Annotated in this window: 12 protein-coding genes and 1 riboswitch; of the genes, 1 reads left to right on the forward strand and 11 read right to left on the reverse strand. The window is 38.4% G+C overall.

Annotation, left to right across the window (positions count from 1 at the left end):
- Nucleotides 1-65 precede the first annotated feature (65 nt).
- A complete protein-coding gene (locus J2Z38_RS03525) occupies nucleotides 66-1,100 on the forward strand; it encodes an ornithine cyclodeaminase (RefSeq protein ID WP_209772542.1) in 1,035 nt (344 codons plus the stop codon).
- Nucleotides 1,101-1,288: 188 nt separating this feature from the next.
- Here the strand turns inward: J2Z38_RS03525 and J2Z38_RS03530 are convergent, their stop codons facing one another.
- The 11 genes from J2Z38_RS03530 to J2Z38_RS03580 all read right to left on the reverse strand — a co-directional run bounded on the left by J2Z38_RS03530 (nucleotide 1,289) and on the right by J2Z38_RS03580 (nucleotide 13,469).
- Nucleotides 1,289-2,110 (reverse strand): energy-coupling factor transporter transmembrane component T family protein, encoded by an 822-nt coding sequence (locus J2Z38_RS03530; protein WP_225304636.1) that lies wholly within the window; start codon nucleotides 2,108-2,110, stop codon nucleotides 1,289-1,291.
- Nucleotides 2,103-3,818, reverse strand: coding sequence for an ABC transporter ATP-binding protein (locus J2Z38_RS03535; RefSeq protein WP_209772544.1), 1,716 nt, complete (start codon nucleotides 3,816-3,818; stop codon nucleotides 2,103-2,105). The genes J2Z38_RS03530 and J2Z38_RS03535 overlap by 8 nt, the downstream gene beginning before the upstream one ends.
- 3 nt (nucleotides 3,819-3,821) lie before the next feature.
- Nucleotides 3,822-4,373, reverse strand: coding sequence for an ECF-type riboflavin transporter substrate-binding protein (locus tag J2Z38_RS03540; RefSeq protein ID WP_209772545.1), 552 nt, complete (start codon nucleotides 4,371-4,373; stop codon nucleotides 3,822-3,824).
- Nucleotides 4,373-5,209, reverse strand: coding sequence for an SAM hydrolase/SAM-dependent halogenase family protein (locus J2Z38_RS03545; RefSeq protein ID WP_209772546.1), 837 nt, complete (start codon nucleotides 5,207-5,209; stop codon nucleotides 4,373-4,375). Before J2Z38_RS03545 ends, J2Z38_RS03540 begins: the two co-directional genes overlap by 1 nt.
- A gap of 87 nt (nucleotides 5,210-5,296) precedes the next feature.
- Nucleotides 5,297-5,410: riboswitch (SAM riboswitch) on the reverse strand.
- A gap of 502 nt (nucleotides 5,411-5,912) precedes the next feature.
- Nucleotides 5,913-7,100 carry an amidohydrolase gene (locus J2Z38_RS03550; protein WP_233463483.1) on the reverse strand — a complete coding sequence of 396 codons (1,188 nt, stop codon included), beginning with the start codon at nucleotides 7,098-7,100 and terminating at the stop codon, nucleotides 5,913-5,915.
- Between the two features lie 249 nt (nucleotides 7,101-7,349).
- Nucleotides 7,350-9,791 (reverse strand): ATP-dependent Clp protease ATP-binding subunit, encoded by a 2,442-nt coding sequence (locus J2Z38_RS03555; RefSeq protein WP_209772547.1) that lies wholly within the window; start codon nucleotides 9,789-9,791, stop codon nucleotides 7,350-7,352.
- On the reverse strand, nucleotides 9,778-10,758 hold the full coding sequence (locus tag J2Z38_RS03560; RefSeq protein ID WP_209772548.1) for an ATP--guanido phosphotransferase: 981 nt from the start codon (nucleotides 10,756-10,758) through the stop codon (nucleotides 9,778-9,780). The genes J2Z38_RS03555 and J2Z38_RS03560 overlap by 14 nt, the downstream gene beginning before the upstream one ends.
- Nucleotides 10,755-11,339 carry a UvrB/UvrC motif-containing protein gene (locus J2Z38_RS03565; protein ID WP_209772550.1) on the reverse strand — a complete coding sequence of 195 codons (585 nt, stop codon included), beginning with the start codon at nucleotides 11,337-11,339 and terminating at the stop codon, nucleotides 10,755-10,757. Before J2Z38_RS03565 ends, J2Z38_RS03560 begins: the two co-directional genes overlap by 4 nt.
- A gap of 1 nt (nucleotide 11,340) precedes the next feature.
- Entirely contained in the window at nucleotides 11,341-11,802 is a 462-nt protein-coding gene (locus J2Z38_RS03570) for a CtsR family transcriptional regulator (protein WP_209772552.1), read from the reverse strand.
- A gap of 193 nt (nucleotides 11,803-11,995) precedes the next feature.
- Nucleotides 11,996-12,697, reverse strand: coding sequence for a zinc metallopeptidase (locus J2Z38_RS03575; RefSeq protein WP_209772554.1), 702 nt, complete (start codon nucleotides 12,695-12,697; stop codon nucleotides 11,996-11,998).
- Nucleotides 12,698-13,037: 340 nt separating this feature from the next.
- Nucleotides 13,038-13,469: a GNAT family N-acetyltransferase gene (locus tag J2Z38_RS03580; protein ID WP_209772556.1), complete on the reverse strand. Its 432-nt coding sequence runs from the start codon at nucleotides 13,467-13,469 to the stop codon at nucleotides 13,038-13,040.
- Nucleotides 13,470-13,479 lie beyond the last annotated feature (10 nt).

Genomic DNA, 13,479 nt, shown 5'->3' on the forward strand with positions numbered 1-13,479 from the left:
ATTTAATTATCAAATTTGATTCAAGAATTTAGTAGCTACTATAAATATAAATATAGGAGATTATAATGGAAATATTCGATAGCGCAAAAACTCTTTACCTCGATTTACCAACAGTAGCAGCCTTTATAAAAGATGAAGGCGTTGAAACAATAATGGAAAAATTAATTCCCTACATGGAAGAAGATTATTCTAAGTGGGACGAATTTGCAAAGATTCCTAGACCAACCCATCATTCTCCAGTTGGAGTCAATGAGCTAATGCCAGTTGGTAACCAAGAAATCTTTACTTGCAAATATGTAAATGGTCACCCATCAAACCCTAAGGATAAGTGCCTAACAGTAGTAGCTATAGGTCTACTTGCTGATGTAGCTCACGGCTATCCAAAAATGCTATGCGAAATGACCCTACTTACAGCAATAAGGACTGCAGCTAACTCTGTAATGGCTGCAAAATATCTTGCTAAGGAAAATCCTAAAAAAATGGCCCTTATAGGAAACGGCTGCCAAAGCGAATTTCAAGCAATAGCTTTCCACAAGCTTCTAGGTATAGAAGAAATAAATCTCTATGATATAGATGAAAAAGCTACAGACAAGCTAATTAAAAACCTATCTCATATTAAAGATCTTAAACTCAACAAATGCTCTAGCACAAGAGAAGCCTGCAAAGGTGTTGATATAATCACAACTGTAACAGCAGATAAAAAATTCTCCATAATCTTAACAGAAGATATGATAGAAAAGGGAGTTCATATTAACTGTGTAGGCGGAGACTGCCCAGGCAAAACTGAACTTGATTCAAAAATCCTATTTATGGGCGACGTCTATGTAGAATTTGAACCTCAAAGTAGAATTGAAGGCGAAATCCAACACATGGATGAAGATTTCAAAGTTACAGAAATTGCAGAAGTTATAAAAACAGGCAAGAGAATAGACCGCAAAGAAGACGATATAACAATATTTGACTCAGTGGGTTTTGCCCTTGAAGACTTCTCAATCCTTAGACTCATATACGATTTAGCTAGAGAAAATAATATAGGTAAAATGGAACTTCTAGTACCAGCAATGGAAGACTGCAAAAACCTATACGGTCTACTAAAATAATATCTACTAAAGCTAGGATACCTAATAAAATAAACAATAAAAAAATAGCTTCATTATAAAAACTCTTGAAACTTGTGACTTAGACTAATGTATAATTTCTGATGAGTTTAAATAATGAAGCTTTTTTTATAATCATTTCCTAGACAAACTAATAAAAACCCTGAATCCATCCAAAAAATTTTGCCGTATTAAAAAGGATTATAAAACCTGCCCCCATTTAGGAAAAATAGGGAAATCCCGATTGCAAGTAGAACTAAAGTGATAAATAAGGCCACAAAGTCCTTTTTCCCAAATGGTCTGGCCCTATACCAGGTCCTGGTTGGATTTTTTCCAAAACGCCTTAGTTCCATGGCGCAGGCTATGGTTTCGATTCTCTCTAGGCTGTCAAAAATCAAAGGAATTACTATAGCAGAACTCGCCTTAATTCTCTTTATAAGTCCCGCCTTGGAACTCATTTCAATCCCCCTAGCCTGGCTGGCCTCTCTGATGTCAAAATAAGAATTTTGTATATCCGGTATATACCTTAGGGCAAGGGCCACTGCATAGGAAATTTTGTAGGATAGGCCAATCCTATTGAGGCTTCCCGAAAATTCTGACGGGTCTGTCGCAAAAATAAAAATCAGCGCCAAGGGAATGGTTGAAAAATACTTTAAAGCTACGTTAAATTCGTAAAAAACTTGTTCTAAAGTTAGGGCATATTTTCCAGTTCCAAATAAAACCGTCCTAGACCCATAGAGTTTTACCCCGTAAGCTGGCTCAAAGATGTAAATTGCAAGGATGTTTATAAGTGAAAATATCACGACAACCTTTACCAAAAATGCCACATCCTCCCAGCGAACCTCGGCAATTTTCATTGCAAATAAGGATATGCCCATGACAAGGATTAGAAATCTTGTATCGTAGCTTGTCATAACTATTACCGAAAGAAGGATGAAGGAAATTAGCTTAGTTGTTCCCGAAAGCTCGTGAATTACCGTATCGTTTTTTATATAACCTAAGGTCTTATTCATGGCGTTTCCTCCTTTCATAGCCTATAAAAGCCTCTATAAAGTCAAGGGCCTCCATATTTTTAAGCCTTTGTCCTAATTTAAAAAGCGAAGTCTCGGCGAGGTTTGCCCTGTCAATTAGGTCTCTCTGGCTAAAAAGTTCTGCAGGAGTCGTATCGGCCAGGATTTTCTTCTCACCAATTACAATTGCCCTGTCTGTATATTCTTCAATTAGGTGCATGTCGTGGCTTATCATAAGGATTGTTAGGCCATATTTTTTGTTAATTTCCCTTATAAATTCCATCATTTTTGTATAATGGTTTAAGTCTTGACCGGCTGTTGGTTCGTCTAAGATTATGACCTCTGGATCTAAAACTAAAATTGAAGCTATGGTGACCCTTCTTTTTTGCCCATAGGAAAGGGCTGAGATTGGCCATTTTCTAAAGGAATAAAGGCCACAAATTTCAAGGGCTTTGTTTACTTTTTCTTTAATTTCTTCTTCAGAAAGTCCCCTCACCCTAAGGCCAAAGGCGACTTCATCATAAATCATGGCCTTTGAGATCATGGCATTTGGATTTTGAAGGATAAAGCCGATAGAATCAGCAATTTCCTTTATGGAAAGGTCTTTAGAATCCTTGCCGCCTATAAAAATCCTTCCCTCATCAGGCCTTAAAAACCCACACAAAAGCTTGGCAAGGGTTGATTTTCCGGCCCCATTTGGTCCAAGAATCGAAATAATTTCCCCCTTGTCAATCTCAAGGGAAATATTTTGCAAAATATTTTCTTTTTCGTAGGCAAAGGTCAAATTTTCTATTTTTATAAGATTTTGACCAGATTTTTCATCTTCCTTTCTTTCTTGACTCTCAGCCCAGTTTTCGATTTTTTCTAAGTCTTTTTCAAGTATCTGGACTTGGTCAAAGTCGGCGAGCTTGTCATAAGAAGAAAAATCTATGCCAGCGTATTTCATGGCATCTATATAAAGAGGCCTTCTAATGCCTATTTTCTCTAATATATCAGTCTTCAAAAGGTCGGTCGGACTTAGATCTGCGACAAGATTCCCATCAGCAATTACGACTATCCTATCTGGGTCAAGTAAGAGTGCCTCTTCTAGCCTGTGCTCAATCACTATTACCGTATAGCCAAGTTTGTCAGCGAGCTTTTTTAAAAGCTTCATGGTTTTCCTGCCCGACTGTGGGTCAAGGTTGGCCAAAGGCTCATCAAGTAAAAGGATTGGCACATCTGAAACCAAGACTCCAGCAATTGAAACCGACTGTTTTTGCCCGCCAGAAAGTTCTCCAGGTTTCATGTCTAATAATTTCCCAAGGCCCAATTCATCCGCCCACTTGTGCACGATTTTTTTCATCTCTTCCTGGTCCACATTGTCATTTTCTAAGGAAAAGGCAATGTCTTCTGCCACCGTAAGGCCTACAAATTGACCATCTGTGTCTTGAAGGACTGTGCCAACTGAAAGGGATAGGTCAAAAATCGAAGAGTCTGTGAGATTCTTCCCATCAATTAGACAAGACCCTGTCAAATCACCAGGAAAGGTGTTTGGGATTTGGCCATTTAGGCTTTTGGCGAGGGTTGATTTGCCAGAGCCTGATGGGCCCACGATTAGGATCTTCTCACCTTTTTTCACCTTCAAATCGATGTCAAAAAGCGAAGGCTCAGCCTGGGCCTTGTATTTAAAATTGTATTTGTCAAAAACCACCAGGTCTTGTCTATTTTCCATATCTTAATCTCTTTTTAGCGAATTATCTGCTGTTCTTGTTTTTGCGTAAGTTGCGATTAAAATTGTGCCCAAAATGCCAACTGCAAGGGAATTAAGGCCTGCTGATACAAAACCTTGGGCAAAAACCTTGTTGGCAGGTTCTGAATAAATTAAAATATCCAAAACTGGCGCAATTACTCCCCAACAAACCACATTTACAAGAACTTGACCGATATTAAACTTAACCATGTCTTTTTTAGAAAATACACCATTAGAGAGGTCTATTTTTGAACCAACAAAACCATAACCAAGACCGGTTATACCTGATGTAATAACCCAAGACCACCATAGTCCGTAGGTCAAAAGGTCCTTAATGGCGTGACCAATAAATCCGATTAGGCCACCTGCTACTGGTCCAAAAAGAACAGACATAAGGGCCAAAAATGGGTAGGTTGTCTCAACAGAAGTGTTTGGTATAAAGCCAACTGGGATTGATAGGAACCTTCCCAAAACAAAAAACACAGCAGCACCGATTCCGATAGCTACAATTGTAGTCATAGAATTATTCTTTTTCATTATTGCTCCTTTTTAATAAAAATACTCCAATCTGCCCCTGTACCGATTTGGTAGGTAGCAGAAAATGACGCTTGGTTTATTGCTATACCAAGATTGATTAACGAATTGATATAGGCTACAGTTTCTCCCAAGCCTACATCTGCAAAGGAATGTCCAAAAGTCATCTGATTTTCATATTTTTTTATATCCTTATAATAAATAATGACCTTAATCATATCACCTTGCTTAATACCAGCTTCATTTAACAAATCTAAGCTGATATTTGTCCATAAAGATCCAAACCTAATATCTAGAATGTCAACAGTGCCTTCTATAACTCCATCAGTGATTTTAGCATCTTTTATAGTTTCATAGCATAAATCATCTAGGCTAAGCTCATCTAGGAAATCATAATAAGATAAGTCGCCTGCAAGTTTTGCCCCGTTGTAGGCATAGACGTCCCTGCCGTGGAAGGTATGAGAATTTTCAGAAAAAGGAAGTCTATCCTTTATCTCGTCAATAATCCTAGCAGATTCAAGACCTATATATTTTGCTACATGGGAAATAGTGCCATTATCTGGTGTAACTATATAGTGACCAGACTTGGTTTTTACAACTATAGAATGGCGGCTAGACCCAACTCCAGGGTCAACTACTGATACAAAAACTGTACCCTCTGGCCAGTACTTTATAGTTTGTAAAAGCCTATAAGATGCTTCGAAAATATTGTAGGGCATAATTTCGTGAGTTAAATCATCTATGTTTAAAGCAGGATTTACCATAAAACTTACACCGTGCATGGCAGAAACTGCCCCGTCACCTAAACCGAAATCCGATTGAAATACTAAAGTGTTCATATAAATTCCTTTCATATTATTACTAAGATATTATATCAACATAAATACTCTAGTCAATTTCAAAAATAAATTTTGGACACTAAAAAACACCCATCGTCCGATGGATGTGAGAAAAAATCCATCAGCCAAGCTTTAGCACCTTACAAAAAGTAGGTTGCTGAAGGATCACAGAGCTTGTCTCTCCCCTTCTCTTTATGGTAATCTTATTATACTGCTTTTGATGGAATTTGCTATTTTTTATTAAATTAAGATAATTTCTTACTTTAAAAAAATTTTATAAATCTGTTATAATTATTATGTTACTATCCCTATACTGGTGACAGGAAGGTGGTGTTTCAAATGAATGTTCTATTTCCTTTAATAGTAGCTGTCGTGGCAAATGTAATAAGCTATTACTTTTGCAAATGGCTAGACAGCTTCTTAGACAAAGATAGTAACTAGCCTAAGATAAAAAAAAGACAGGAGTTTTTATGACCTTCTCCTGTCTTTTTTGTGTTCCAAATGAACTATTTCCTTTATTCATAATCATTATACGTCCAAACACACTAAATTCAAGCAATGATAACTTTAAAGAAAAAAGACAGGAGTTTTTATGACCTTCTCCTGTCTTTTTTGTGTTCCAAATGAACTATTTCCTTTATTCGTAATCATTATAGGACCTTCGGCATAAAATTGAACCTTACATGTCTTTTAAATCCCAATTTTAATCTTCCCCCAAATACTTCACCACAACAGCAGCCATGGCCTTGGCACAGATTTTCATAGCATCTTCTCTGATGTCAAATTTTGGGTGATGGTGTGGATATGGGGCATCTTCCTTTTTTGCACCTACATAGAAAAAGCAAGATGGCCTTTCCTTAGCATAATAAGAAAAATCTTCAGAGGGTGGTTGAGGACCGCAGTCGATTATGTCTGTCACTTCCTTGATTTTAGCCTCTTTAACAGCATCCACAACCAGCTGGGTCATAGCTGGGTCATTGTATAAAACCGGATAATCGTCGGTGTATTCTATTTCAACTCCGACCTTAAAAGTTTCCCCAATTCCCTTGGCTATGGTCTTTATTTCCTCTTCAATAGTTTTTTTAGTCTCATCTGCCATGGCTCTAACGTCACCCTCAATTGTTACAGAGTCCTTAATGATATTAAAAGTTCCCTTGCCGTCAAAAGATCCAATAGTCACAACTCCCACTTCATATGGGGAAAGCCTACGGCTTACAACAGTTTGAACAGCTGTTACAAAATGACTTGCAGCTACGATTGAGTCATTTGACAAATGAGGCATAGATCCATGACCGCCTTTCCCTTGGAATTTTATCTTAAACATGGCCCTGCCAGTCTGGGTGTTGCCCTTGTGGTATTGGATTGTCCCGTAATCCATGGCACTCATGACGTGGATGCCAAAGACATTATCAACCCCATCGAGGACTCCAGTTTCAATCATTCCCTTGGCACCTCCAGGTGGGACTTCTTCGGCGTGTTGGTGGATTATTATAATTTTGCCAGCAAGCTTATCTTTTTTCTCACGGAGTATATCTGCAAGCACCATGAGATAGCCTGTATGGGCATCGTGGCCACAAGCGTGCATGACACCCTCGTTTTTGGAAGCAAAGGAAAGCCCTGTTTCTTCCTTGATAGTAAGGGCATCAAAGTCAGCCCTCAAAGCAATAGTCTTACCAGGTTTGCCAGTGTCAATTACCACCCTAAGGCCATTGCCACCCATGTGGCTTGTAATTTCTACATCCTTGCCCTTATAAAAACCTTCAACAAGTTGAGCAGTTTCCACTTCCTCAAAAGAAAGTTCAGCATTATGGTGGATTTTTCTACGAAAATCAACCATCTCGTCAAAACGAGAATCTATTTCCATGAAAATTTCATCTAATATTTTATTCAAAAAAATCACCTCTTGTTATTATTTTACCCAAAAATTTGAGGTCAAAATAATAAATAAGATGAAGAAGGTTTAAATTCTTGTTTACTAGACTCCTTTACCATATTGGTAATACAAAAGTGTTTATACACTTAGTTTAACCCGAGTGCAGTCAAGAAGAAATAAAGTTTATAAGACTTAATTCAATTTAAAATTCAAAATATTTTATCTTGGATAAAAAAAACTAGGAGAATAATTCCCCTAGGAAAAAATTTAATTTACTTTTTGTGTTTCTTTAGAAGTCTTAGAAATTTTACTCTTTGAAATATTTCTAAAACATAATTTATCTTTTTGAACGTATAACCTAATGGTCATGTCCTTATCAAGCTTATTATCAAGAATATCTTCAGCAAGCCTGTCATCTATCATCTTTGTGATGTGGCGTTCTAGTGGTCTTGCCCCGTATTCTGAGTTGAAACCTTCCTTGGCTAAGAGGTTTACAACCTTTTCGTCATAGACTATGTCAATGCCGATTTCATTGAGTCTTTCCCTTGTTTTTTCAAGCATAAGGCCAGTGATTTCCCTAATATTAGCTTGGCTTAGGGAATTGAACATGATTGTTCCATCTAGCCTGTTTAAAAATTCTGGCGCAAAGGAATCCTTGATGGCCTTTGTTATTATTTCCTTGTTACGTTCGTTGTCAGTCTCTTCCTTATCTTCCGCAAGGTCAAAACCGATTGATGTCGCCTTGGTAAGGCTTGATACACCAACATTCGATGTCATGATTATGATGGTATTTTTAAAATCAATGGTCCTACCTTGGCCGTCTGTTAATCTTCCGTCATCTAGGATTTGTAGAAGGAGGTTAAAGACGTCTGGATGAGCCTTTTCAATTTCGTCAAAGAGGATTACCGAATATGGATTGGTCCTTACAGCCTCAGTTAATTGGCCACCTTCTTCGTATCCAACATAGCCAGGAGGTGATCCTACCAAACGGCTTACGGCAAATTTCTCCATATATTCACTCATATCCATCCTAATTAGCCTGTCTTCTGAACCGAAAAGGGCTTGGGCTAAGCTTTTTGCAAGGTAAGTCTTACCCACACCAGTAGGTCCTACAAAGATGAAAGACCCGATTGGTTTTTTAGGATCTTTAAGACCTACCCTTGCCCTTTTGATTGCACGGGCCACAGAGGAAATCGCATCATCTTGGCCAATAACTGTTCCAGCCAAATTCTTATCAAGACTAGCATACTTGGCTTTTTCGTCTTCTGTGAGTCTTTCAACCGGAACCTTAGACCAAGAAGCGACAATATTTGCTATATCATCATAGGCAATAGCTAGCTTATAGCCTTTACTTTCCTCTTCATTTTCCTCTTCTAGGTCAAATTTCTTTTGATTTATTATATCACGGAGCTTGGCGGCCTTTTCGAAGTCTTGGTCAAGGACTGCCTGATCCTTTTCCGTCTTTAGTTTCTCCAGTATATCCTCATTGGTATCTGTATTTTCTTCCTCATCGTCAAAGGCCAAAATCCTTAGCTTTGATGCCGCTTCGTCAATTAGGTCGATGGCCTTATCCGGCAAGTACCTATCGGTGATATACCTGTCAGATAAGTCAACAGCCGCATTTATAGCCTCGTCTGTGATTTCCACCTTGTGGTGGTCTTGGTAAATAGACTTTAGGCCTTTAATGATTTTTTTAGAATCTTCTAGGCTTGGCTCGTCAACTTGGACTTCCTGCATACGACGGGCAAGGGCAGAGTCCTTTTCCACGTGTTTTCTGTATTCGTCAATGGTTGTAGCCCCTATTACCTGCAAGTCCCCCTTGGCCAAAATTGGCTTTAGGATATTTGCTGCATCCATTGATCCTTCGGCAGCACCTGCCCCAAGTACCATGTGAAACTCATCTATAAATAGAATCAAATCATCACGGTTAGCGGCTTCTTCGAATAATTTTTTTAGCCTATCTTCAAAATCGCCCCTATACTTAGTACCCGCAATCATGGAAGCAAGGTCCAGACTTAAAATAGTTTTGTCCTTCATTATTCCAGGCAGATTACCATTTACAAGTTCATATGCAAGGCCTTCTGCGATAGCTGTCTTGCCCACGCCTGGTTCCCCGATTAGGATTGGATTATTTTTGGTTCTTCTCATTAGGATTTGGATTATCCTCTTGATTTCCTCATCCCTGCCTATTACCGGGTCGATTTTTCCTGCCTTGGATAGGTCGTTTAAGTTGGTGCAGAAATTTGTGATATTTTCACTAAATTTAGAAGTCGCCTTGCCTTCTGATTTTTCGGCCCTAACCATAGTTAGAAGTTGCTTTTTGATGGTTTCCTTGTCCACTCCTGAGAGCAAAAACATGATGTTTGTGAAGGAATCTTCATCATTTATGATTGCCAAAAGGACATCTTCCTCGCTAGTCGCTAAGGCTCTCCTGTTGTTGGCGTAAAATCTCGCAGTTTCTAATATTTTCCTTACTTTTTTGCTATATTCAGTTGCAGGCCTTACAGCTGTCCCCCTGCCAATATTGTTAATGACAATGGACCTTAAAAGCTCGTAATTAGCTCCAGCCGCCTCTAGGGCCTTAGTCGCCCCTGACCCTGTTTTCATGAGGGCAAGGAGGAGGTGTTCAGTCCCAATATAGTCGTGGTTTAGACTGTAGGACTCACGCCTTGCCTGCTGGGTTAGTCTGTTTAATCTATTGTTTTCCATGGCTTTCCCCCATTTCTTTCATCAAATATTCGTACCTTACGGCATCGAAATTTTCCTTATACTTATGTGAAGAAAGATTTTTGATCAAATTATTTAGTTCGTCTTCTGATAATTTCACATCAAAACCCAAAAGCTGGTATTTCTTAAGCCTATAAAGGCCCTTCATCATCTTATCAAGGCTCTTAACCAAGCCTGTTTCGAGACTCTTTTCAATTAAATCAATCTCTTCTTCTACTTCTCTATCATCTATATTATTTAAAATCCTATAATCTCTCCTAAACCTTCTCTCGTTTTTGACCAGAGTTTCTAGGTCTTTTTCTATCTTTTTGAGGTAAGCTTCAGGATTATCCCTGTAATTTCCATAATTTTTTAACAAATATAGGTCATCTGCATAGGACTTAAGGCCTTGTGGCACAAATTTCTGTGGGTATAGGCCCGCATAGACCATGGCCTGCTCAAAACCTGCGTAGGTTTTTGGATTATCAATTAGGCCGAAAAGGAATAATTTTATCCAAATTTCAAGGCCTGTACCTGCATTTCTAGCCCCACTTGTCAGATAACCGTATTCGCTAGAAAAGGCAAAATCAAAGTGGTCGTCGAGGACTTTTTCAATTTCGACTGCCTTTTTGTAGGCCCCGGTCAAATCCAAGTCAAAATTGGAAATATTTATGGAAATGTGGTCCCTATCGTTAATTACAAGGGTAGTATCGCCCTCAAAAACAATGCCAACCTGGGCGAGTTTACCAGTAACATCTGGACTTAGGACCATTTCTGAAATCAATCTGTCAATGGTTTCATCATCCAAATCGGAAAGCAAAACCAGCCTGTCGCCAAAAACATTCCTTACCATATCCATTATTACAAGACTTTCGTCATAGGTCATAGTTGTTGGGAAATCATAGCCCTTTATATTTCGTCTTATAGATAGGTTAGTAGAGATTAGGACATCTTTTGCATAATCTATCAATTTTTCACCTGCATATTTAGTTTATCAATTTTTTCCTTAAGGTCAGCTGCCAGCTCGTAATCCTCTGTTTGAACAGATTCGTTGAGCCTTTTAGAGAGTTCTTTGATCTCATCAGCAACTTCCTTAAACTTTCTTTCCGCCCTTGGGTAGGCGCCCTTATAGTCGCTAAAATTATTGTAGGTCTTTAAAACCTTGTCTGTAAGGGTCTTATCTAAATTATAGCAATGGGCACAACCAAAGACTCCATTTCTAATATTCGACTCCAAATTCCCACAATATGGGCAGGATTTTTCGTCTACATTTAATATATAAGATAATTCTTTGTTAGCCTGGTTGTATTTATATTCATAAAATCCGTCTATAACTTCCTCAAGACTCGGGATAAACTTTTGCAAAAGCCCTTCCAAATCCTTTGGATTGAAAGAAATATTTTCCCCACTAATTTTTGTCGGATCAAAATTTTCTGGAGCATTTGAATATTTTTTCATACAATCTGAACAAAGGTGGATATTGTGGCTATTGCCGTTAAAAATCACCTTAAGGCTCACACTGGCTTCCTTGCCGCATTTATCACATTTCATATTAACTCCTTGCCAAAATACTCAAAAGAAGGCTTCTGACAATCGAGGCCCTGACTGTGTTTCGGCCCTTAGCTTCAATATCTGCCAGGGTTTTGTCACTTGTCGCATACCTAGCCATCAGGTACTCGTTTTTGTCAAAATATTCCCTCTCATAAAGGTCTCTAAAAAGATTATTGGCGTTTGATTCGCTCATTTCCTTGGCCAAATTCCTAAGTAAATAGGAAATATAGTCGTCTTCTTCAACAATGCTTATTATTTTTATAAAGCCATTGCCGCCACGCTTACTCTCAATTAGGTAGCCATTATAAGGTGTAAACCTGGTTGAAAGCACGTAATTTATCTGGCTTGGCGAACAATCAAACTGACTCGCCAGCTCATTTCTCCCAATTTCCAAAGCGCCGTCCACGCTATCTTCGAGCATCAGCTTTAGAAATCTTTCTATTTGATTAGTTAAACCTGCCATAATCTCCTGTCTTTCTGTATTTCTAGGTCAAAGCTTACTGACTATCTCTGACCATTACTTGTAAAATAAAGGAAGCGACGCTTCCTAAATTAATTATACTAGTTTAGTAGGAATTTACAAAGTAAATATCTTTTTGAAAACAAAAGCGCCCCGAGAATCGGCCAGGGCACTAATTTTCTATTGAAAATTCCTCCTAATCCCTACGGTTCCTGCCCCCAAACAAGAGGAAGAGCCTCAATAATTGAAGGGCTGTGGCAAGGGTTGCTGCCACATAGGTTAGGGCGGCAGACCTTAGCATATCCTTAGCCCCTGTGATCTCGCTTTCATCAAGGATACGGGTCCTTTCAAGAGCTACAATGGCACGTCTTGACGCATCAAATTCCACAGGTAGGGTCACGATTTGGAATAAAAGTGTAAGGGAAAATAAGGCTAGACCTATGGTTATAAGTTTTTGTTGGGACATAAAGACTCCCGCTAAAAGGATTGGAAAAGACAATCTCGACCCAAAATTAACCGCAGGCACCATATATGATTTGACCTTAAGTGGGATATAGCCTTCCTTAAACTGGATAACGTGGCCAATCTCGTGGAGGGCAACAGCCAAAGATGCTATTGACGAATCATGGAAAGAAGTGTCAGATAAGGCAACTTCCTTAGTCATAGGATTAAAATAATCCGACAAGGATCCAGGAATCCTCTTAATAGAAATATCCCTGTAATTATTATAATCAAGGACCATCTGAGCAGCTTCCGCCCCAGTCATCCCGCGTTTCGACCTGATTTTTCTATACTTATTAAATTTTGAAGTGATATTAGCCTGGGCCAGCATTGAAATTACAAGGCCAATCAAGACTAAAAAGTAAGTCTTATCAAAATAAAATCCATATGGATACATAATATTCCTCTTTTCTATTTTCAAAAAATTGGTATTAGATCTATTATATTCAAATTTTGTTAAAAGTCAAAGAAGGTCAAAGTTCTTTTCACTAAGTGAGTCTAGTATTCCAGGAATATTTTCTTTTTTTATTAATCCGAGATTAACTGTATCATCTATATTATCTCAGTCATTTACATGACTGCTCTGTAACTGGGGGAACCCCAAGGGACCTTCCGCAGGATCCCTTGGGGCTCCCCCTTAGAACGAAGATTCAACTGTAAATAAAATTATCACATATTAAATAGATAACTTATCTCGGATAAGAAAAAAGATATTTTGTCTCGGATAAAAAAGTTATTTATTTTATTTCCAAAACCATCTTAATATGTTCAATACCATCTAGCAAAAATGGCTCTGAGTCTTCCACGAAACCCACTTTTTTATATAATTTTTTGGCGTAGGTTTGGGCTTCTATGATAATTTTCTTGGCCTGGTATTTTTCCTTTGCTGCCCTTATAGCTTCTTTTAGGATTAAACTTCCGTGGCCTTTTCTTCTTTCTTTGGCAATGACCCTGCCTAGATGGATTTGGCCGTCTTCCTTGTAGACCCTGGCGTAGGCGAGGATTTCTCCTTCATTTTCCAAATAAATATGAATTGCATCATAATCTTTGCCGTCTATTTCCGGGTAGGGACAGGCTTGTTCTACCACAAAAACATAGACCCTGAGTCTTAGGATCTCGTAAAGTTCACGGTTTGTTAAGTCATCAAAAGTTTTAATTATACTCTGCATTATTATCCCA

Origin of the sequence: Anaerococcus degeneri (assembly GCF_017874475.1) — a bacterium.
Classification (GTDB): domain Bacteria; phylum Bacillota; class Clostridia; order Tissierellales; family Peptoniphilaceae; genus Anaerococcus; species Anaerococcus degeneri.

What these genes read in the sequence shown, in the direction of transcription:
- J2Z38_RS03575 (WP_209772554.1), bottom strand. Translation starts at nt 12,697, where the DNA reads ATGTATCCATATGGATTTTATTTTGATAAGACTTACTTTTTAGTCTTG.
- J2Z38_RS03525 (WP_209772542.1), top strand. Translation starts at nt 66, where the DNA reads ATGGAAATATTCGATAGCGCAAAAACTCTTTACCTCGATTTACCAACA.
- J2Z38_RS03535 (WP_209772544.1), bottom strand. Translation starts at nt 3,818, where the DNA reads ATGGAAAATAGACAAGACCTGGTGGTTTTTGACAAATACAATTTTAAA.
- J2Z38_RS03555 (WP_209772547.1), bottom strand. Translation starts at nt 9,791, where the DNA reads ATGGAAAACAATAGATTAAACAGACTAACCCAGCAGGCAAGGCGTGAG.
- J2Z38_RS03565 (WP_209772550.1), bottom strand. Translation starts at nt 11,339, where the DNA reads ATGAAATGTGATAAATGCGGCAAGGAAGCCAGTGTGAGCCTTAAGGTG.
- J2Z38_RS03530 (WP_225304636.1), bottom strand. Translation starts at nt 2,110, where the DNA reads ATGAATAAGACCTTAGGTTATATAAAAAACGATACGGTAATTCACGAG.
- J2Z38_RS03545 (WP_209772546.1), bottom strand. Translation starts at nt 5,209, where the DNA reads ATGAACACTTTAGTATTTCAATCGGATTTCGGTTTAGGTGACGGGGCA.
- J2Z38_RS03580 (WP_209772556.1), bottom strand. Translation starts at nt 13,469, where the DNA reads ATGCAGAGTATAATTAAAACTTTTGATGACTTAACAAACCGTGAACTT.
- J2Z38_RS03570 (WP_209772552.1), bottom strand. Translation starts at nt 11,802, where the DNA reads ATGGCAGGTTTAACTAATCAAATAGAAAGATTTCTAAAGCTGATGCTC.
- J2Z38_RS03540 (WP_209772545.1), bottom strand. Translation starts at nt 4,373, where the DNA reads ATGAAAAAGAATAATTCTATGACTACAATTGTAGCTATCGGAATCGGT.